We start from the raw sequence: 20,561 nt of genomic DNA on the forward strand, positions 1-20,561 counted from the left end.
TGGTGGGTCTGGGAAGAGTTGAACCTCCGACCTCACGCTTATCAGGCGTGCGCTCTAACCACCTGAGCTACAGACCCATGATTTATTCAAGCTGAAGCTTTCATATTATCTGTAGGCACGATATCAATAAAAGTCTTTTTATTTGCTGACCTTCTAAAGCTGACCCAGCCTTCTATTTTAGCAAAAATCGTATGATCTTTACCTATACCAACATTCTTTCCAGGATGGAATTTTGTGCCTCTTTGGCGCACAATTATGTTACCAGGAATAACCTTCCCATTCTTCTTTATTCCTAACCTACGACCCGCTGAATCTCTACCATTACAGGAACTACCACCTGATTTTTTAGTTGCCATATCTTACCTCTTACTTTTGAAGACTAATTTCATTTATACGAAGAACAGTTATATACTGCCTATGACCAGTTTTCCTACGGTAATTTTTTCTTCTTTTCTTCTTAAAGATTATAATTTTTTCCCCCCTGCACTGCTCCAACACTTCAGCTTTAACAGTAGCATTAGATGAATAAGATAAGCCATTATTTGAAATACAAATCACCTTATTGATTTCCACCTCTTTTTTTTCTTCAGCTTCTAACTTCTCTACCTTTATTATACTACCTTCTTTTACTAAATATTGCTTTCCACCAGTCTCAATTACTGCAAACATGATAAATATAAATTATTGTTATTAACTTTAATCGTAAACGATGTCATATACGCTGTCAATATAAATAAAAAGCATGACTTAACGTTCTTTTTGAGCTACTAAAATACTTCTATCTGTTTTCATCTTTTATCTACCTTTTCTCAGACAGTAGACTTCTTGCATAACCTAAGCAGAAAAAAGGCAAATAGTTATTATAGCTCTAAGTTTACCGACACCGTCATGCAAGTAGCCCCTTCTCCTGTCATCCGAGTAGCTGACACTGGTTCCTTTACACCTACGACAATGTTGCAAATTTTTATTTTCCTCTCCATTATGTCCAGAAGAGTTCGGTAGCTCTTTTACGCGAAATACCACATTTACGTCCTCAAGGTTAATTTCAATTCTCTTGACCAATGTTCTGATAATATCACGTTTAGTTAGCCAGTCTGCGTTATCAAGGTTTAACGTAATATTGGAAGAAAAGTCTTCTAAATTGGTCACAACCAGAGTTACCTCCTGTTCTAATTCCTTTTGATAAAATATCTTTTTCTTCTCTTCTTCAATTGTTTTTAAGCTTTGTTTCATTGCTTTAATTCGTGGTTCAAATTCCTCTTGATTGATATATTCTTGAGCATAACCATCAATAAGTCTAGCAATACCACGTTTTAATTTATTTTCTTGTTTCTCTAGCAGGTCGCTTTTTTGATCCAATGATGATTTTTTTAGTTCTGAAAGCCTACGCTTGTATTCTTCTAAAACCCTGTTTGGATTTTTCAATAACTGCTTAACCTCTTCCCACACAGCTGTTTCTAATGCATCTGAGCGGATGAGTTTATTGTCACAAATCTTATTACCACCAAAACGGTAAGAATCTTTACCACTACAACGGTAATATGCATAATGGCCACCTTCTTCTTCTCGTCTACTTTTCATGCAAGTTCCGTAACATCCGTAATTACAACGCTTACATATGACTAAACCTTGTAGTAAGTACTTTGCTCCTCTTTTTCTTGTCCTTGCTATTTTTCTATTTTCAGCTAATTGTTCTTGAACAATATCAAATATATCTTCATCTACTATATTTGGCACTTTAATATAAATCCAATTTGCTTTTTCAACAGGATAGACAGAATGGTTACTTTTTGGCTGCTCACAAGAGCCTTTCTGTGGTCTTACTTGTTTTAATCTTACTCCTAACCTTCTTCTACCAAAGGCTGCTTGTCCTTTGTAAGCAGGGTTTTTCAACATACTCCAAATTGTACCTTTATTCCAGCGTTCTTTTCCTTTTTGTGTCTTAATGGACATAGTATTTAGCCGACGACATACTTCCCCAATACTTGTTCTTTCTCTGCCTACCCACAAAAATACTTTGCGAACGACATCAGCTTCTTCTTCGTTAATCTCAAATAAAGCTTGTCCTCCTCCCATATGTTTATCTATATAACGATAACCATAAGGAGCCCCTCCCATTACATTTACACAGCCTTTGTTAGCTGCATAGATTTTACCACGACGACTTCGTTCCATAATTTTCGCACGTTCATATTCTGCTATCATACCTTGCATTTGTAACAGTAATTGAGATTCTGGGTTACCGTTAATCTCATAATTTAAAAAAACCACTTTTGCTCCTGCTCTTTCAAATTCTTCAATCAGCACCATTTGATATGCATATTTTCTAGATAAACGATCAGGAGAATGAATGTGTGCGCCAAGCAAAGTGCGTAAAGTCCAGTTGGTGAAAATCCAACCCAGGCAAAGCCTAGCCAGCAGGCTGGAACAAACCACTATGCTGCGTAAGGTAACGAGCGTAGTAAAGCTAGTGGAATGGACAACACAGGGTACAACGAAAGTGAAGGTATTGAGTCCCGAAATTCTCGATGTCATAGAGGTCGACACGTTGCATATAGTGGAAGACAGCAAGAAGGGTAACAATAGGGCAAGTTATCACTCACTCTATCGGGATCTGAGGCCGTATCACGTGTTGAGATGGAGTTTACGTAAACTTGGGAGATCCTTTGTATTCCTATTAAGGTACGTTGGAACAAGTCAACAAAGGCGAGTACTGACGGAAGATATAAAGGAAGTCGGACTGATTGATAGTACTCAGAGTGTGGGAAAGCCACATACAAGGGGAAGCGGTCAGCAATATAGTGACTGGTTTAGGAATTGCTATGCCAATACAACGGAGGTTGGAATAACGTGCAAAGAAAACTAAATCAGATAGCAGTAAGAGCCAGGCAAGATAAACGATTGAAATTTACATCGTTAATTCATCTGATAAACGCAGAGAATCTTGCTGAATGTTATAAAGAGCTAAAGCATAACAAAGCATGCGGTATAGACCAGGTGACAGTAGAAGCTTATGGAGAAAATCTTGAAGAGAAGCTCAACACTCTGGTGGATAGTATGAAAAGAAAGCGATATCAACCGCAACCAGTGAAAAGAGTATATATACCAAAAGCTGGAAGCAAAGAGAAACGCGGGCTTGGAGTACCGTCTACAGAAGATAAGTTAGTCCAGATAATGCTGAAGAAGATATTAGAAAATATTTATGAAGCTAACTTTCTGGATAACTCATATGGTTTTCGTCCTGGTAGAAGCTGTCATCAAGCGGTAAATGCACTAAATAAAGCAGTTATGTACAGACCAACTAACTATGTAGTAGAAGTTGATATCAAGAAATTCTTTGATAATGTCCAGCACAAATGGCTAATGAGATGCTTGAGAGAACGGATAACAGACCCAAACATACTGTGGTTAGTAAAACGATTTCTTAAGGCAGGAGTAGTCGAAGCAGGACATTATGAAGCAACTGAACTAGGCACACCTCAGGGGGGAATAGTAAGTCCTATACTAGCTAATATATACTTGCATTATGTGCTGGATTTGTGGTTTGAAAAGAAATTCAAGCTAAGATCTAAAGGTTATATGGAGCTAGTTAGGTATGCAGATGATCACCTGATTTGCTGCGAAAGAGAAAAAGATGCTAGAGAACTCTTAGAGTCACTGAAACAAAGGCTAGGAAAATTTGGACTGGAAATATCTGAAGACAAAACAAGAATAGTAAAGTTTGGCAAAAAGGAGTGGCAACAAGGAATAAGGGAGAAACGAAAAACGGAAAGTTTCAACTTTCTAGGATTCACCCATTATGGTACAAGGAGTCGTAAAGGTAGAGTAATGGTAGGTCATAAAACCTCGAAAGAAAATCTATCTAGAAAACTTAAAGAAATCAAAGAATGGGTGAAAAAGATCCGAAATAAAGTTCACCTTAAAGATTGGTGGTCAATACTTAAAGCAAAACTAACAGGACACTATAACTACTTCGGAGTTAGCGGAAATTACCGGTGGTTGAATAAATTCTTCTGGCGGGTAATCAAGCTAGCGTATAAATGGATAAACCGACGTAGTCAGAAGAAGAGTATGAATTCAAAGCAATTTATACACTATCTACAAGTTAATCCATTACCAAAACCAAGAATATGCTACTCATTATATACAAAATAGGAAATGCTGTGAATACTACATTGTGGAGCCGTGTGCGGGAAAGCTGCAAGCACGGTTCTGGTGGGGGAGTCATAGCGATAAAACTTAATCAGGAGGATTTAAAACTATGACTTCTACCAAACAAATCTTATCAATTTTACCTTCTGTTACTTTATCACGTAATTTTTCTAAATCAGGGCGGACTAAATGAGATCCACTGTAGCCGTTATCAATAAATTTATACTCACTTAACAATTTGTATCCGTCCAGATTAATTTGCTTCTCTAAAGCTGCAATTTGACTTTCTATCGTATTTCCTTCTACTTGTTTCCCCGAAGAAACTCTCGCATATAAACATACTGTTACCATTTGACCCTCCTTGAATCCCATTTTTATGTTTTAAGTTTTTTTGACTTATTTCCTTTGATGCTACCTTTTCATAAGCATCTGATAAGCATTGTTCTGCCAACCGGTTAGGTTCATAGCTACAGCTAATTCGTATAGCTAATCTCTTGTTTCCCATGACTTTTCCTTGAAATAATATGTTCATATCATTCCTTAAAGCCGATGGTTAATTGATTATTAGCGCTATAAGTAAATCGGACTCTTGGTTCTGGACACAGAAGTTTTCGAGAAATGGTTTTCTCTAGTTTTATTTTTATGTTTTTTGCAACATTGTCGGTAGTGTATTTATGACGATGTCATCCAAGTGTCAGCTACTCGGATGACAAAAAAAGGAGCACTAGGATGACATCATCCTTTTTTGGGATTCCAGTGTCACGCACTGGGATGACAGCAGTCCTACGTCATACCGCCGCGAACCGTCATACCGCGATTCATTCGCGGTATCTCAGCAATAGATCCCGCTAACAAGCAGCGGGATGACGATTGTCGTTTAGCCATAAACATTAAGGAATTTACCAAATGAAAAAAAAGGCAAAAGAAGCCCCGTGGTTATTGTCCGCTTTAAAATATTGGCGTTTTTTATGTTTTAAATGCTTGACAAGCAAGATTAAGCTGCTTTTAATTGCAACTAACCTACGCTGCAAATGTTTAAGAAATTTACTAAGCAGAAAAAAAGACAAAGAATCCCCGAGTTAGCTAGTCTTTTACTATCTCTGTCGAGTATTGGCATTTTTTGATGTCTTGTAACGCTTTATAAGCGCGTTCAGCTTATTTAGATAAAAATCTAGATGTAGATGAAGTTTTGTAAAGACATACAGTATCTATATACTGCAAAAAATTGAACATAAGACGCCGATACATTAAGTAATCCTTACCTTTTAATCTGCAGATTGGCGAAAGCAAATACAATAGCTTCACTGTTATGATAAGGGGGCTGGCGGAGTTTGTCAAGGAAGTTTTTTTGTTTCTATTCCCAATAAAAGTTTGTTATATGGTTATGCAAGAAGTCTAATATTAAAAATGACACAACAACATAATTAAATTAGACTACTTTATTCTCTTAGTTACTTGCTTTTCTCTTGCTATTGCAAGGCTTTTTTCTGGTACATCCTCAACTATAACACTACCTGCTGCAATTACAGATTCATCATGAATATTAAGCGGCGCAATTAGTGAGCTATTGGCGCCAACAAAGCAATTGCTCCCTATATTCGTTTCATGTTTATTTTTCCCATCATAATTACAAACAATAGTGCCTGCTCCTATATTACTCTCCTGCCCTACTTTAGCATTTCCTATATAACTTAAGTGTTTTATTCTAGTGTTTTGACCAACTTCACTTGTTTTCACTTCCACAAAATTTCCTATTTTTGCCTTATTACCAATTGTTGTGTTTCCGCGTATTCTGGTAAATGGACCGACCTCAGCATTACTTTTAATTAAGCAATTTTCTAAATGCGAAAATGGCAGTATTTTCGCACCAGACTCTATTTTCACTCCAGTACCGAAAAAAACATATGGGTAAATCACTGAATCTCTGGCAATTTGCGTATCAAGAGAAAAGAAAACAGTCTCTGGCGCAACAAGTGTTACTCCGGCGTCGGTAAAAATTTTTCTTTTATTTTCTTGAAAGTAAAATTCAGCTTTTATAAGGTCATTTCTGTTATTTATTCCCGTTGCTTCTTCTCCACCCGTAATAACGTAACCGACATTTAAATTACTCTTCACTGCAATGGAAACTATATCGGTCAAATAATATTCATGAGTTGAGCTATTGCACTCTATTTTCTCTACCAATTCACGTAAATTCTTTGCACATGCAACCATTATTCCAGCATTTGCAAGAAACTCTTCATGATTATTTTTATCACTCTTTGCTTCTACGATTTCTCTTAAGGAACCATTCTCAATGATTAACCTACCATATTCTTTATTGCTTGCCCTAAAACCTAGGCAAACTAGAGTCTTGCCTTCTAAATAACTAACCATTTTAGTTATTGTGCTGCTTTTTATGAGCGGAGTATCTCCATACTGCACAACAACTATGTTCGAATCTGGCAATTCTTTCAGGTTTCTCATCGCAGTTTTGACTGCATCTCCCGTGCCGAGTGTTGATTCTTGTGTAATTAACTGTATATCCTCAAAGCACTTTAGTCTTTCAATTAAAGGCTGATCAACTACAACAGCAATATTTTCAGGATTTAACTGTTTTGCATTGTAAATGACATGCTGAAGCATGGAAAAATTGCCTATTTTGTGTAGGACCTTAGGCAAATCTGAATTCATCCGCCTGCCATGCCCTGCAGCAAGTATAACGAACGTATGAGTTTTACTTATCACTTATCTTAAAGATGAAAAATGAAAACCGTAATGATCAAGCCAACTGATTTTGTTATCGTAAAAGCTTCTTAGGTCGCTGATTTGATATTTTAGCATCGCAAGCCTTTCTATACCAATGCCAAACGCAAAACCGTTGTATTTAGTATGGTCTATTCCAACATTTTGAAAGACATTTGGATGCACCATACCACATCCAAGCACTTCTATCCATTTACTACCTTTATAACTTATGTCCACTTCCGCAGAGGGTTCAGTAAAAGGAAAAAAACTATTACGAAAACGTATCTTCAGCCCTTTATCTCCAAAAAACTTATTAAGGAAGTGATGAATAGTAAATTTTAACTGGCCCATATTGACGTTTTCATCGACATATAACCCTTCTATCTGGTGAAACATAGGAGTATGAGTTGCATCAAAGTCATTTCTGTATACCCTACCAGGAGCTACTATTTTAATTGGGAATTTTTTTGTTTTTTCCATGGTTCTAATCTGTACAGATGAAGTGTGAGTGCGCAGTACCATTCTTTTATCGTTTATTTTATTCTTTAAGTAGAAGGTATCTTGCTCCTCTCGCGCAGGATGATGACTTGGAGTATTCAGTGCATCAAATACATGAAATTCATCTTCAATATCAGGGCCATCAACTGCTTTAAAACCCATATGTGCAAAAATAAGCTTTACTTCATTTATAACCTTACTGAGTGGATGGACCTTGCCAATTTTTTCTGGCCTCGCAGGCAACGTGATATCAACTGCCTCGTTCTGCAATTTAATGTTAACTTCTTCGGCTTTTAGTATATTTTCCTTATTCATGATAAGATGATCTAGCTTATTACGTAAAACGTTGATAACTTCGCCTAAATTGCGCTTTTTTCCTGCGTCTTCTATCTCTTTTAAGTTGTCAAAATAAGCTTTAATTACACCCTTTTTTCCCAAATATGATAGCCTGACTTTTTCTAAATCTTGTAAAGAAGAAGCATTCTCAATTTCGGAAACTGCTTTATCTTCAAGTGAAAGTATGTCATCTAATAACTCTTTATTCATCTTAAAAACGCTGGCTTAAACTTTCATTATAGTGAAATTTTAAATATCATCAACAATCCGAAAAATTGCCCTATTCTGATTATTAATTTATTGACTAATTAATCTTTTTTATTTACCTTTGCGTTGATGAATTTGCTGTATCAACTATGCACAACAGTAACACTGAAACTAAGAATAAGTATAAAATAGAGGATTTACCTAAGCTCTTTAAGGAAAAATCCAGAAACATAAGTAAAGCATTTTCTAGCGAAACAATTAAGATCAGTGCTATTCGCTCGAGAAGTATTGAAAGCAATATACAAAAATTTTCATTTGAGCTAACAGCAACAGATAAAGACACCTTTAATATAAGATTATTTCGAATAAACCCTTTAATTGATTTTTTCAAAATCTGCCTTTCCCGGGAAAAAAAATTTACAGCCAACATAAAAGTGCCCAAAGAAAGCAGTGAACTATATAATAACTACTGTAAAACTAACAGTTATAAAACTGTAGAAGAATTCGTAAATAGTGCTCCGCCTCAAATCCTTCTGCAGGGCACAACGATAACGCTACAAACAGACGTTGAAAACATTAACCTGGACAACTTGTACCAAATCGAGTTATTTCTAAATGAAAAGCTACAACATGCAGAAAAAACTGAAAATGAAGACAAAAAAGAACAGAGTGAAACTAACCAAAAAAATGCACAAAATAAACAAATCGTACCAGTTACAGGCCTGTTTGGCTATAATTTAACAAGTAGTAAAAAGCAAGTGATGCGGGTTCCAATAGTTGTTGCTGCAATGCGTGACAATTTTTTTTGGTTTGGATCTTCTTTTCGGCTATCCAATTTTTTTAATACAATACAATTCTTCTTTCAACAGCCACCAAAACTGTCCATACGAAACCAGAGGGCTTTGACTTACCATCCAACACTTCAAGAGACAAAACAGGACAAGGTAACACAAAAAGATGGAATCGACGAAAGAAGAATAGAAGACGTCACAATGCTTATTTCTGATTTCGGTCAAACTACTTCGCACACAGAGTATTTTAAGGCTAACAGAAAAAAGAAGTCAAAAAAGCAGACCAAAGAACTATCAGAGAAAGAAAAACCATTAGCCATAAAACAAGCACAAAATGATGCTAGAGTAGCTATGATAGATAACCAAATTGAGCACAGGGGGAAAAAACTCGATAAAATATTTATTGAAGTGATGAGTGGATACAAAAATCAAGATCCAGAAACATTTTGCAATATTTTCAGCTCAGTATTCAATATTGTTTACTTTCAAGATAAACAATTACATGCAATATTAGAGCCAGGCGAAATATCAGAAGTATTACAGATACTCGAAAGGCCACAACCTCTTAGTAACTCACTTTTAGGTAAAGAATATTTACAAAAACAAGTATATAGAAAAAAAGAGCAATTGCTTAAATTAGTTTCAGGTGTTTATATACAACAACCTTCTCCACAACATGAAAATACTCCTCATAAATCTACAAACCCTTTACCAATTAAAGATCTTTCACCAGCAACAAATGAAGCTAAAACTCTACCACCTACTAACATTACACTCAAATCACCGTTAAAAACTGTATTTTCCTCAAAAAAGGCTTATTTTTGTCTATTTATAATAGTAGCATCTGCATCAACACTTTGCTTATGGCATTTTCCGTTAGGAAAAGTGTCAATGTTAAAAGGATTAGTGCCACCAGAAAAAAGAGAAAGTATTGGGCTAGCATTGAACATAGGGTTACCAATATTAACTGCATTATGTGTTCTGAGTTTGGCTTATTTCATATATTCTGAATATTCTATAGAATCTATTGAACAAGTAAGTGAAAACGATCCCCTTTCTCGCGCCTATAGCTAGTGCAGGCTCAGTTTTCCTACGTCATACCGTCACGGTATCTCTAGATCCCGCTAACACGTAGCGGGATGACGAATTTGTCGTTTTTTAAATTGTCGGTAAACCAGAATTACTTTAACTATAACAAAATAGAAATAAGTTGTTGTAAAAAATTTTTCATGGTAAAATTATTTATTTTCACCATATGTTTAAAGGAATTATCACGGATATCGGGACTATAACTGATACTACCACTCACTCCAACTCTGATCAAATTTTCCATATCAAGACACAAAATTTATCCTCTATAAATAAAGGAGATTCAATAGCTTGCTCTGGTGTGTGTTTAACTGTTGTTGATATAATGAGCGATATATTTACAGTCCAAGCATCTCAAGAAACTATGAAGGTTGCTAACTTAAATACGTGGAGAATAGGAAAAAAAATAAATCTCGAACAAGCAATGAGATTAAGCGATAAGATCGATGGCCACCTGGTTCAGGGTCATGTTGATGGGATAGTAAAATTTTTAACAATTAATCAAAATTTAGATTCTCATGAAATCAAACTATCGTGCCCACAAGAATTAATTAAATTTGTTGCAAAAAAAAGCTCCGTTACACTAGATGGGGTTTCCCTCACAGTGAATTCAGTTATTAATCAGGAATTTACAGTAAATATCACTCCCTATACATGGGAAAATACAACTTTTCAGTACAACAAAGTAAATGATTATTTGAATTTAGAAATTGACATGATCGCTAGGTATTTAGATCAATTGATGCAGCATAAATACAATTAATTTTACAACCTTGTTATTTACAACTATTATATCTTGAAAACCATATAGATATAAAACATGCTTTTCGATAGCCTAATTATCTTCATTGTTGTTCTATGCGTAATAATCTCGGTAACTAGAGGCTTTATAAAAGAGCTATGCGCACTAATGTTTCTATTTTTATCGGTCTTTCTGACAGCTAATCACTATGATTTTTTCACTCCAAATTATAGTAAATATTTTGATTCTAAAGTTACACTAAACATACTTTCTACAATCTCTGTATTTATTATACTTAATCTTATATTCATGATAATAAATAACTGGCTAATGTACATATTATTACCCATAAGGTTGGGGTTTATCGATAGAGTTACTGGAATCTTTCTCGGAGTGCTTAAAGGAATATTGCTCTCTTATGTATTATTTTTTGCTGTGCACTTATATTGCTACACAGTATATGACAAAAAAGAGGGAGAGTATAAAATAGAAGCAGAAGACATATTGCCTAATTGGATAATAAATTCACACTCTTATCAGGCTTTATTTGTGACAGCAGAAGAAGTAATTGACATGTATGTACCAGAGTCGTTGATACTAAAAATAAAAGAGATCGGTGGAGAAATGGTTGATCAAGAAAAACCTAAAAACAATAAAAAAGAAGAGTAAATATTTATTTATAAATATTTTCATTGGGAGTATTCAAAAAGCCATATGTGTCAGGTTAAGAGCACAGAATTTTTTACTGGAAATATTAATTTTGTTTTAGCAATAAATCAACTTAAGGTCATAATATCTTGACATTTATTTAATGTTGCTATATAATAGCTATGTACATTTTGTGTACTATAGCAATAAAATTACCTTGTAATAGGTGTATTGGACCCGAGGGCAGTACTCGGCGCCTCCACCATGTTTTTTAATTATACGGGGGCGATTAAGGATCGACATGCATAGTAAAGATGGTAGCTTTGCTCGGTTAGACACCACCGCTAAGAGTTCATAATTTAAATGCAAACGATAATTTTGCTGCTGAAGAATATCGTGTTGCTGCTTAATTTAGCACAACCGGTTTATTACTAAAGCACGGTTTAGGGAACGCCGGGTAACAGAAGTTCCCCCAAAATTTACGTATGTGAAAGTTATATGGAGCAAACAGATTACAAAAAACTGCTTAATTCTGCTAAGTTTCAAGTTATCAAAAAGACTTTAGATGTTATATCAGGTAATGGTTTTATCCCTCACTTAGAAATATTATTTTTTACATATTTTAATGGTGTGACCATGCCAGATCGTTTGAAAAAGTCATACCCTACTCAAATGCTTATTATATTACAGCATCAATTCTATGATTTAAAAGTTTCTGAGGATAAATTTAGCGTCAGTTTGAGTTTTCAAGGAAAACAAGAGCGAATTACTATACCGTTTTTTGCTATTAGTGAGTTTCGTGATAAAATTTCAGGAGATGTTTTAATATTTGACAAAATCAGTATCGACTCTGATAAAGAATACAAAAGTGAAAAATGTACTGAAAAACTATCAAACGGTAGTATTATATCCATAGATCAACTGCGTGATGAGTAACTGCTCATCTTTATAAACAAAAAATATTAATAGAAAAAAGTGGTCTAACTTAAGTAATAGAATAGAGGGTAGATAAATATGCTAAATCTTTAATTATTTATTAACGCAGGTGGCAAAATTTTTCTTACATATCATCAACTTCCTTTATTGAAAAATTCAGAAAAATGTTGTATAATTATTAGTAGACTTTGGTAAAACATATGACAGATTCAGGAATTAGTATAACTTTTGACCCAAAAACTTCACATAACCTTACTAAGTTAGCTGAAATCACCAAGGAATCCGTTCAAGAACTAGCAAAAAGGTTAGTCATCGAAGGAATCGAGTGCGAAGTAGAAGATATTGCGTTATATAAAACTATTAAGGAATGTGAGGATGTAGACTGGAATACAGTACTATCTGAAAGGGAGAGGACATAAACTGAAATACGATATTGTCTACTCAAAAAACTTTACTGAAAGAGATTTTCTAAATCTTCCAAAAACAATAAGATCAAGGATTACAAAAGCGATAAACGAGCGGCTTACAACTGATCCAATTAAATTTGGTAAACCATTACGTGGCAGGCTAAAAGGGTATAGAAGAATAAGGGTTAGTGATTATCGAATTATTTATACTGTAAATATTGCAAAACATAAGGTATTTGTTGCTACAGCAGGACATAGAGACACCATTTATGAGAAGGCTACTTGATAAACATTAAATATATTTTTATACAGCCCTCCTTCCTTCCTTCCTTCCTTCCTTCCTTCCTTCCTTCCTTTCTTTATTGAAAAATTAAAAAAAATGTTGTAAAATAGCTATAGTAGTAGACTTTGGTAAAACTTATGGTAAATTCAAAAGTTAGTGTAACTTTCAACCCAGAAACTTCGCAGCATCTTGTTGAACTAGCTAGAGCCACCAAGCAGTCTGTTCAAAAATTAACAGAAAAGCTAGTCAAGGAAGCAATCGAACTTGAAGCGGAAGATATTGCATTTTCCAAAATTATTAGGGAGTTAAATTCTGATGATGCAGAAGAAGTAGAGGATAGTGAAGACATCTGGAAATAAGCAATACACCATTAAATATCTAAAGCATGTTCTTAAAAGAAATTTGCCTTCCTTGCCGGAAGATGTAAAGCCAAGTATTAAAGATGCAATAAAAGAGTATCTTGAGACTGATCCTATTGGTAACGGTGTGTTGCTACGCAAGAGATTAAAGGAACATAGAAGAATAAAAGTTGCTGATGATTATCGTATTGTCTACCGTGTAAATACTGTAAAACGTATAGTAATTATTGTTTCAATAGGACACAGGGACAATATTTACAAGCAGGCAATATTGGACCTACTGAAACATTAAATATATTTTTATACACCACTCCTTTCTTTATTGAAAAATTAAAAAAAATGTTGTATAATTATTAGTGGACTTTGGTAAAACATATGGCAAATTCAGGCATTAACATAGCTCTTAGCGAAGAAACTTTAAAGCATCTTGCTGAATTATCTGAATTTACTAAACAGCCCGTTCAAGAATTAGCAGGAAAACTATTTAGAGAAGCAGTTGAGCTTGAAATGGAGGATTTTTTAGTATCTAAAATTTCTGATGAGCGTGATGTTGAAGGTGCAGAAACAGTTGATTTTGAAGATATTAAGTGGGATTAGAGCGTTACAAGGTTAAGTCTCTAAAGAGTGTTGTTGAAAAAGATTTACCAAACCTTCCAAAGATAATAAGGCTAAGAGTTCAAAAGGCTATAAAAGAACGTCTTACAGTTGACCCAATAAATTTTGGTGAACCACTACATCATAACTTAAAAGGATGTAGAAGGCTAAGAGTTGGTGACTATCGTGTAATTTACAGAGTAAATCAATTAGATCATATAGTGACTATCACAGAGATAGGACATAGAGATGATATTTATAAGAAATAAATATCAACATTAATATATATTATACACCCCTCCTTCCTTGTCCATTCTCTACTTTAGGTGGCTTTGCGCAGCTCAAAAAATGAAGTTTTTTTTGGTTCAGCAAAAACAACATTTTGAGTTTGAAAAGGCTAAATACTTGTCTTTTATATAACTTTCGTGTAATAGATATGTATGCATCCAATCATATATCTACTCAATACGTTACTTGATCTTTATAGCTTCATTCTAATATGTTGGGTTGTCCTAAACTGGCTGGTTAAACTTAATATGGTGAACATATATAATGAAACTGTCAGTAGCATAATGCACATCTTGAACCAATTGACATATCCACCACTAAAGATTATTAGAAGATATATACCACCGTTCAACGGATTAGATTTATCTATAATGATATTGCTAATAACAATTCACTTTGTAAAATATACAGTAGCTTACTACTTTAGGTAGATGTTAAAAAAATATCTAAAATCAGCAATATATCTATCCTTTTTAATATATATATATATATCAGTTTTTAGCTATAACTATAAAGATCCTTCCTTAAACACGGCTACAAATGAGGAAGTGACAAATTTAGGTGGAATAGTAGGTTCATATTTAGCTGATATATTGGTTCAATTTCTCGGATTAACTAGTGTTACAATAGCTACAACCATAGTTTACTTGTTGATCTTCAGGCCAGCAAAAAGGCTGCTGAAAATTCTCTGTTTAATATTAATCAATTTAGGGATATGTGCTATATTACCACAACTTTCGCTAGGCGTCATTGCAAGGTACAGACACAGTGGAATAATAGGGAATGTACTCGTTAATCACTGTCCGTTTTATGTATTTGTGATAGTAACATCAATAGGTCTTGTAGGATTGGTTGGTTGGAAGAGAACAACTTACTCTATATTTTTCCTATTCAAAAAAATAGCTTGCTTATTTGTAAATGTTCTATTCTTCAGATCACGTAAAACTGCTGAATATTCAGTTGCACCATTAGTAGTAGAAGAAAAACATAAAGCTCAAGTCACTACTAGACAGCAACCAAGAAAAAGACAGACTGAAGAAATTTTTAAACCTTCCAGTGAGTTCGAGTTTCCAAGTATCCATTTACTTTCTAAAGCAGAAGAGTCTTTGCAGAGAAAGCAGCTGAATGAGATGGAGAGCAATAAAAATTTATCTCTGCTGGAACAAGTCCTGAGTGATTTTGGCGTGCAAGGAAAAATTATCAGTGTATGCTATGGGCCGGTTGTGACTTTATACAAACTTGAACCACAAGCTGGTACGAAATCTGCAAGAGTAATTGGCCTTGCAGATGACATTGCACGTTCGATGAGTGCACTCTCTGCACGTATTTCAATAATTCGTGGGCAAAATGCTATGGGAATAGAGTTGCCGAACAAGGAACGGGAAATTGTAATGCTGCGTGATTTGCTTGAATCACCAGAATACCAAAATGCAAACTTAAATCTTCCAATTGCGCTTGGCAAAGAAATAAGTGGAAAACCAGTTATTGCAGATCTAACTAAAATGCCTCACTTGCTCGTTGCTGGAACCACAGGGTCTGGTAAATCAGTTGCGATTAACACTATGGTTCTTTCACTCGTTTATCGATTAAGTCCTGACGAATGCAAGATGATAATGATCGACCCCAAAATGCTTGAGCTTTCAATATATGATGCAATACCACATCTAATAACGCCAGTAGTAACAGAGCCAAAAAAGGCTGTAGTCGCTCTTAAGTGGATCGTGAAAGAAATGGAAAACCGCTATCGCATGATGTCGTATTTGAATGTACGCAATGTTATAAACTATAATCAAAAAATCACAGAAGCGATGAATAGTGGAATAGAATTGGAGCGCGTTGTGCAGATTGGCTTTAACTCAACAACAGGCAAACCTCTGTTTGAAAAAATACCAATCAAGATGGAAACATTTCCATATATTGTAGTGATCGTGGATGAAATGGCAGATTTGATGCTTGTTGCCGGCAAAGAAATAGAGTGCTCTATTCAACGCTTAGCTCAGATGGCTCGTGCTGCAGGAATACACATCATAATGGCAACACAACGCCCATCTGTGGATGTGATCACAGGTGTGATAAAGGCGAACTTTCCAACGAGAATCAGTTTTGCTGTTACTTCTAAGATAGATAGCCGTACAATACTTGGCGAACAAGGGGCTGAACAATTGCTCGGCATGGGTGACATGCTCTATATGGCCTCTGGTGGTAAGATCATTCGAGTTCACGGCCCATTTGTAAGTGATAATGAGGTGCAAGATATAGTTGATCATCTGAAAATGCAAGGTGAGCCAAACTACATGGAGGAAATCACTAAAGAAGATGAAAATTCTTCTACAGAGTCACACGATGAAACGGAGGATGAAGAAAATGACCTCTATAACCAAGCAGTGGCCATCATTCAAAGAGATCAAAAAGTTTCAACCAGTTACATTCAAAGGCAGCTTAGAATAGGCTATAACAGAGCAGCAAACATCGTTGAAAGAATGGAAAAGGAAGGTATTGTCAGCGCTCCAAATTACTCAGGGAAAAGAGAGATATTGGTTGAATAACAATCTTGTAATACCTTAATTTAAGTTTCCGCACTTTCAAAAAGCAAGTCAAACAAAATTATTAAAAGGTCAATACATAATGACAGTTAATTTAATAATAATTTAAACATTGGGAATGTAAAATTATAATATATTAATTAACTAGGGGGTTAAAATGGTAAAAGGAATTTTGTGCAATTGGTTAGGTGTAACAGAATTGCAAGAAAGTCAAAAAATTGATGCTGAGCAGTTTGAAAAAGTTTTTGGTGCATTAAAAGAATGGCAAGAAGCTCAAAAGATAGATGCTAAACAGTTTGAAGAGGTATTTAGTGCATTAAAAGAATGGCAAGAAGCTCAAAAGATAGATGTTGAGCAGTTTGAAAAAGTTTTTAGTGCATTAGAAGACAAGATTGGTACTAAGCAGTTTCAAGCTATGCAAGAGCACTTAAACGGCCTGCAAGAAAAAGTGGAAACACTTGCAGAGGCAGTAGCAGATCAACAAAAAATAATGGCAATTTGTATCATAGTCAGTGCTGTTGCCGCAATAGCAATAACTAGTTTTGTTGCATTCTGTATCTATCAGGGAGTTAAGCTTGATAAAGAGAAGAAAAACGACTTATCTAAAGATACGCCAGACGCAAAACTTAGTAATGTAGATACTACCGATGGTACTGAAAAACTACAGAATAACTTAAAAGTTGCAAACATATAGCTGCATAACACTTTTCTTGAAAAGGTGTTACGCAACTTGTAACACCTTACTCTTCTCTTAGTCTGCGTAGGTTTTTTTGATAGCAAACATATCACTTTTTAGAAAAATATTTGTATTGTAAAGTTAGTAAAGATTCTGGTTTACTTAAAGTTTGTTAATTGCTATCTTTTAAAACACGATATTTACTATAGCACCATATGCTTAGGGTTTTTTCTAAAATTTTATTTATATTAATGTTTTTGGTTTCTAGCTTTTTTACTGTGCATAGTGCTGAAGCTAAATCTAAGCTCAGTAAGAGATACATACCTCCTGGTAACCCTGGTGGTGCAAACTTTCATACAGATGAGGATTTTGCTGAGTCATATAAACTGTATGAGAAGCGTAGGGAATTGCTCAAGAAAAAAAAATTACAAGATCGAGCTATAAATAAAGAAGATCTAATCAAAAAATTAAAAGAGAAAAAAATTGCTAGTCTTGATAATGAGCCAAATGACATGGAAGCTTGCATAGTCGACGATGAAGAGAGCACTATGATAAATCAGCATGGTATTAATATCGCACGTTTAAGGGGTGCTGTATTTATAGATCAAGAGTCAGTTTTCCATTATGAAAATAAGCAGCATGAAAGTGAACAACAAGAAGAGAAGAAAGTTACTTCAACACGAGAAAAGAAAGTTTCTCCTATAAATGTCACTATAAAAGAAACTCCATCAAGAAGAACGTGCTCACATGATTCTATTGCTAATTTGGATAACGTAGATGCTTATAGTTTGAATGGTTCAAGTTCATTTGGCAGTGTAGCTGACACAGTAAAATAGTATCACAATATTGGCCATTAATAATATGCTAGATAAAGACCTGATATTGAATGATGATGCATATGAATTATTGCCGATTTCCAGGCACAAGACTCATGTTGTAGAAGTTGGAAAAGTAAAGATAGGCGGAAATAATCCTGTAGTTGTACAATCTATGGCGCTTGGTGTGCATATAGATTCTGATAATATAAAAAGTAGCGCAAAACATTATGCAAAAGAAATAACAGAACTAGCGCGTACAGGTTCAGAATTGGTGCGAATTGCCTTGAACTCAGAGGAGGTAGCAAGAGCCATACCTTATATAGTAGAAGAGATAAATAAAGAAGGTTTTGACGGTAAAATATTGGTAGGCTGTGGTCAGTATGAGCTAGATAAATTAGTTCAAGATTATCCAGACAACATCAAAATGCTGGGTAAAATTAGGATAAACCCAGGCAATATAGGTTTTGGCAACAAACGTGATGAGAAGTTTGAAAGGGTTATAGAGTATGCAATAATGCACGATCTTCCGGTTAGAATTGGGGTAAATTGGGGTAGTCTTGATAAATACCTTTTGCAAAAATTGATGGATGAAAACTCTTTGCTTAGTAATTCAAGGCCTTCTGACGTTATACTGCGCAAAGCACTTGTAATGTCTGCTCTTGATAGTGCAAAAAAAGCTGAAGAAATTGGTCTAAATTCAAACAAAATAATCATTTCATGTAAAGTTAGCAAAGTACAAGATTTAATTTTAGTTTATATGGCACTTGCAAAATCTTCCAATTATGCGCTGCATTTGGGTTTAACTGAGGCTGGTATGGGCAATAAAGGTGTGGTAAATACCGCAGCAGGGCTTACTTATTTATTGCAAAATGGCATTGGAGATACAATACGGGCTTCTTTGACTCAACGTCCTGGTGAATCGCGTACTAATGAAGTGGTGGTGTGTCAGGAAATATTGCAGTCTATAGGCTTGCGACACTTTAACCCTCAGGTTAATTCATGTCCTGGTTGTGGGCGCACGAGTAGCGATCGTTTTCGTATATTAACTGAAGAGGTGAATGGCTATATAAAAACTCATATGCCGATGTGGAAGAAAAAAAATCCAGGTGTAGAGCATATGAACATTGCTGTTATGGGATGCATAGTAAATGGTCCTGGAGAAAGCAAACACGCAAATTTGGGAATCAGCTTACCTGGGTATGGAGAAAAACCTGTTTCAGCAGTCTACAAAAACGGCAAATATTTCAAAACTTTACAAGGTGATAATGTCTCTGAAGAATTTAAGGCAATTATTGATAATTATGTGAAGAAGCATTACACGTAACCTTTCACGGTTAATTAATAGATAAATCGCAAATAAAAAAGAAAATTAAACCTTGTTTTTCTTTTTTCGTTGGGAATGTTCAAAAAAGTGTGTCAAACCGAAAAAAAAGTAATAAATTGATATAAAAAAAATGGAGGTTTGACTGACCTTACCCAGAAAAAGTGGAGAGAAAGTTTGGAATGTTTTTCACAAAGAGAATGATGAATCAAAATGCTCAGGAATGCAATATAGTATTTTCTAAAATGAATGATAAATTTCCATTATGGTATTACCAACCAAAAGTTGTAAGTCTGTATATTTATGCATTAAAGGTCTGAGGCGGCTTTTGATGGTATTCCAACAATGCTCTATAGGGTTCAAATCTGGTGAATATGTTGGTAGATAGAGCAAACGGCATCTAGCATTATCTATTAACTCCTTTGTTTTGGGAGTTTTATGGAATGTGGCATTGTCCATAACTATTGTAGTACCATGTGGCAATTTAGGTAATAACATCTTCTCTAACCATGTATTGAATACCTCTTTGTCACACCCACCTTTGAAAGTCATTGGTGCAATAAATCTCTTTCCAATCCACCCGCCTATTATACTGATTCTCTCTCGTTTTCTTCCTGGAATATCTGCATAAATTTTCTTTCCTATTGGAGCACGTCCATACTCTCGGTATAACCTATTATCAACTCCTGCTTCATCTATATATAAGATGCTGGAATGGTCTATTTTTGAGATTTTATCGGTAAATCGCTGCCTATCTTCTTGATTGCGCTCTTGATATAGTGTAACTTTTTTTTAAAGTAATTCTTAGCTGTTTCAGCCTATACCAAATTGAATTTATTCCAAATCCAAGATTTTGTTTCATCTCTGCCAGCGTATGATCTGGATTCTTTTTAACATATTCTTCGAGTATTTTTGGGTCTATTTTTCGAATAAAGCTGCCGTTTTTCGATGGCCTTAGGCTTTCACCAGCGGCTTTCTTTCTTAACCAGCGGTACAGAGTTGCTATTCCTATCTCCAAAAGCTCTGCCACCTCAACCTTTGACTTCCCTTTTTCTATCATCGATACTGCCCTTTCCCTTAAATCCACACTATACGCCATTATAACTCAAATAGCTTATTATACCTTTATCATTTACTTTGGGAAGT

The 20,561-nt window shown here is 35.0% G+C and carries 24 protein-coding genes, 1 tRNA gene and 1 other RNA gene; 17 read left to right on the top strand and 9 right to left on the bottom strand.

The features are described from left to right. The 4 genes from ABWU72_RS04280 to ABWU72_RS04295 form a co-directional block, all read right to left on the bottom strand. Positions 1–77 (bottom strand) — tRNA-Ile (locus tag ABWU72_RS04280). Positions 78–86: 9 nt separating this feature from the next. Further along, positions 87–356, bottom strand: a complete 270-nt coding sequence (rpmA, locus tag ABWU72_RS04285; RefSeq protein WP_006279564.1) for a 50S ribosomal protein L27 — start codon at positions 354–356, stop codon at positions 87–89. A gap of 10 nt (positions 357–366) precedes the next feature. Next, positions 367–669, bottom strand: a complete 303-nt coding sequence (rplU, locus tag ABWU72_RS04290; RefSeq protein WP_006279565.1) for a 50S ribosomal protein L21 — start codon at positions 667–669, stop codon at positions 367–369. A 165-nt stretch (positions 670–834) separates the two neighbouring features. After that, positions 835–2,367: a recombinase family protein gene (locus ABWU72_RS04295; protein ID WP_353283920.1), complete on the bottom strand. Its 1,533-nt coding sequence runs from the start codon at positions 2,365–2,367 to the stop codon at positions 835–837. Between the two features lie 483 nt (positions 2,368–2,850). Between ABWU72_RS04295 and ltrA the strand changes: the two genes are divergently transcribed. After that, positions 2,851–4,155 carry a group II intron reverse transcriptase/maturase gene (gene ltrA, locus ABWU72_RS04300; RefSeq protein WP_017531706.1) on the top strand — a complete coding sequence of 435 codons (1,305 nt, stop codon included), beginning with the start codon at positions 2,851–2,853 and terminating at the stop codon, positions 4,153–4,155. A gap of 84 nt (positions 4,156–4,239) precedes the next feature. Here the strand turns inward: ltrA and ABWU72_RS04305 are convergent, their stop codons facing one another. The 3 genes from ABWU72_RS04305 to pheS all read right to left on the bottom strand — a co-directional run bounded on the left by ABWU72_RS04305 (position 4,240) and on the right by pheS (position 7,923). Next, positions 4,240–4,503 (bottom strand): recombinase family protein, encoded by a 264-nt coding sequence (locus tag ABWU72_RS04305; protein WP_353283921.1) that lies wholly within the window; start codon positions 4,501–4,503, stop codon positions 4,240–4,242. 1,083 nt (positions 4,504–5,586) lie between these two features. Next, positions 5,587–6,879 carry a bifunctional UDP-N-acetylglucosamine diphosphorylase/glucosamine-1-phosphate N-acetyltransferase GlmU gene (glmU, locus tag ABWU72_RS04310; protein ID WP_155968274.1) on the bottom strand — a complete coding sequence of 431 codons (1,293 nt, stop codon included), beginning with the start codon at positions 6,877–6,879 and terminating at the stop codon, positions 5,587–5,589. Beyond that, the gene (gene pheS / locus ABWU72_RS04315; protein WP_353283922.1) at positions 6,880–7,923 is read right to left on the bottom strand and encodes a phenylalanine--tRNA ligase subunit alpha; all 1,044 of its coding nucleotides are present in this window, start codon (positions 7,921–7,923) and stop codon (positions 6,880–6,882) included. A 146-nt stretch (positions 7,924–8,069) separates the two neighbouring features. On the opposite strand from pheS, the gene ABWU72_RS04320 reads away from it, so the two are divergent. The 16 genes from ABWU72_RS04320 to ispG all read left to right on the top strand — a co-directional run bounded on the left by ABWU72_RS04320 (position 8,070) and on the right by ispG (position 19,418). Then, positions 8,070–9,785 carry a hypothetical protein gene (locus tag ABWU72_RS04320; protein ID WP_155968270.1) on the top strand — a complete coding sequence of 572 codons (1,716 nt, stop codon included), beginning with the start codon at positions 8,070–8,072 and terminating at the stop codon, positions 9,783–9,785. Positions 9,786–9,966: 181 nt separating this feature from the next. Further along, the gene (locus ABWU72_RS04325; RefSeq protein WP_151808045.1) at positions 9,967–10,563 is read left to right on the top strand and encodes a riboflavin synthase; all 597 of its coding nucleotides are present in this window, start codon (positions 9,967–9,969) and stop codon (positions 10,561–10,563) included. Between the two features lie 57 nt (positions 10,564–10,620). Then, entirely contained in the window at positions 10,621–11,211 is a 591-nt protein-coding gene (locus ABWU72_RS04330) for a CvpA family protein (protein ID WP_015588828.1), read from the top strand. A gap of 124 nt (positions 11,212–11,335) precedes the next feature. Next, positions 11,336–11,666, top strand: a transfer-messenger RNA (tmRNA) gene (gene ssrA / locus ABWU72_RS04335). A 22-nt stretch (positions 11,667–11,688) separates the two neighbouring features. Continuing rightward, on the top strand, positions 11,689–12,126 hold the full coding sequence (locus ABWU72_RS04340; protein ID WP_006279412.1) for a ClpXP protease specificity-enhancing factor SspB: 438 nt from the start codon (positions 11,689–11,691) through the stop codon (positions 12,124–12,126). Positions 12,127–12,326: 200 nt separating this feature from the next. After that, complete coding sequence (locus ABWU72_RS04345) at positions 12,327–12,545, top strand: hypothetical protein (RefSeq protein ID WP_006279413.1); 219 nt, start codon at positions 12,327–12,329, stop codon at positions 12,543–12,545. 13 nt (positions 12,546–12,558) lie between these two features. Next, positions 12,559–12,819 (top strand): type II toxin-antitoxin system RelE family toxin, encoded by a 261-nt coding sequence (locus ABWU72_RS04350; RefSeq protein ID WP_255324035.1) that lies wholly within the window; start codon positions 12,559–12,561, stop codon positions 12,817–12,819. Positions 12,820–12,953: 134 nt separating this feature from the next. Next, on the top strand, positions 12,954–13,175 hold the full coding sequence (locus tag ABWU72_RS04355) for a hypothetical protein (RefSeq protein WP_095742622.1): 222 nt from the start codon (positions 12,954–12,956) through the stop codon (positions 13,173–13,175). Next, a complete protein-coding gene (locus tag ABWU72_RS04360) occupies positions 13,156–13,467 on the top strand; it encodes a type II toxin-antitoxin system RelE family toxin (RefSeq protein ID WP_010962380.1) in 312 nt (103 codons plus the stop codon). The genes ABWU72_RS04355 and ABWU72_RS04360 overlap by 20 nt, the downstream gene beginning before the upstream one ends. 83 nt (positions 13,468–13,550) lie before the next feature. Next, positions 13,551–13,772, top strand: a complete 222-nt coding sequence (locus ABWU72_RS04365; protein WP_006279415.1) for a hypothetical protein — start codon at positions 13,551–13,553, stop codon at positions 13,770–13,772. Continuing rightward, complete coding sequence (locus ABWU72_RS04370; RefSeq protein ID WP_007550684.1) at positions 13,763–14,038, top strand: type II toxin-antitoxin system RelE family toxin; 276 nt, start codon at positions 13,763–13,765, stop codon at positions 14,036–14,038. The genes ABWU72_RS04365 and ABWU72_RS04370 overlap by 10 nt, the downstream gene beginning before the upstream one ends. Before the next feature lie 171 nt (positions 14,039–14,209). Next, entirely contained in the window at positions 14,210–14,488 is a 279-nt protein-coding gene (locus tag ABWU72_RS04375; RefSeq protein WP_006279515.1) for a YggT family protein, read from the top strand. Further along, positions 14,489–16,603, top strand: a complete 2,115-nt coding sequence (locus ABWU72_RS04380) for an FtsK/SpoIIIE family DNA translocase (RefSeq protein ID WP_155968268.1) — start codon at positions 14,489–14,491, stop codon at positions 16,601–16,603. 154 nt (positions 16,604–16,757) lie between these two features. Next, positions 16,758–17,294, top strand: coding sequence for a hypothetical protein (locus ABWU72_RS04385; protein WP_155968266.1), 537 nt, complete (start codon positions 16,758–16,760; stop codon positions 17,292–17,294). 197 nt (positions 17,295–17,491) lie between these two features. Further along, on the top strand, positions 17,492–18,112 hold the full coding sequence (locus ABWU72_RS04390; RefSeq protein ID WP_353283923.1) for a TRP75-related protein: 621 nt from the start codon (positions 17,492–17,494) through the stop codon (positions 18,110–18,112). A gap of 25 nt (positions 18,113–18,137) precedes the next feature. Further along, the gene (ispG, locus tag ABWU72_RS04395; RefSeq protein WP_155968264.1) at positions 18,138–19,418 is read left to right on the top strand and encodes a flavodoxin-dependent (E)-4-hydroxy-3-methylbut-2-enyl-diphosphate synthase; all 1,281 of its coding nucleotides are present in this window, start codon (positions 18,138–18,140) and stop codon (positions 19,416–19,418) included. A gap of 237 nt (positions 19,419–19,655) precedes the next feature. On the opposite strand, the gene ABWU72_RS04400 is transcribed toward ispG, so the two are convergent. Both ABWU72_RS04400 and ABWU72_RS04405 read right to left on the bottom strand, forming a co-directional pair. Next, on the bottom strand, positions 19,656–20,147 hold the full coding sequence (locus tag ABWU72_RS04400; RefSeq protein ID WP_155968340.1) for an IS630 family transposase: 492 nt from the start codon (positions 20,145–20,147) through the stop codon (positions 19,656–19,658). Between the two features lie 19 nt (positions 20,148–20,166). Beyond that, the gene (locus ABWU72_RS04405) at positions 20,167–20,514 is read right to left on the bottom strand and encodes an IS630 transposase-related protein (protein WP_155968342.1); all 348 of its coding nucleotides are present in this window, start codon (positions 20,512–20,514) and stop codon (positions 20,167–20,169) included. Between the last annotated feature and the right edge of the window lie 47 nt (positions 20,515–20,561).

The organism is Wolbachia endosymbiont (group A) of Lypha dubia, from assembly GCF_964028575.1.
GTDB classification, from domain to species: Bacteria; Pseudomonadota; Alphaproteobacteria; order Rickettsiales; family Anaplasmataceae; genus Wolbachia; species Wolbachia pipientis.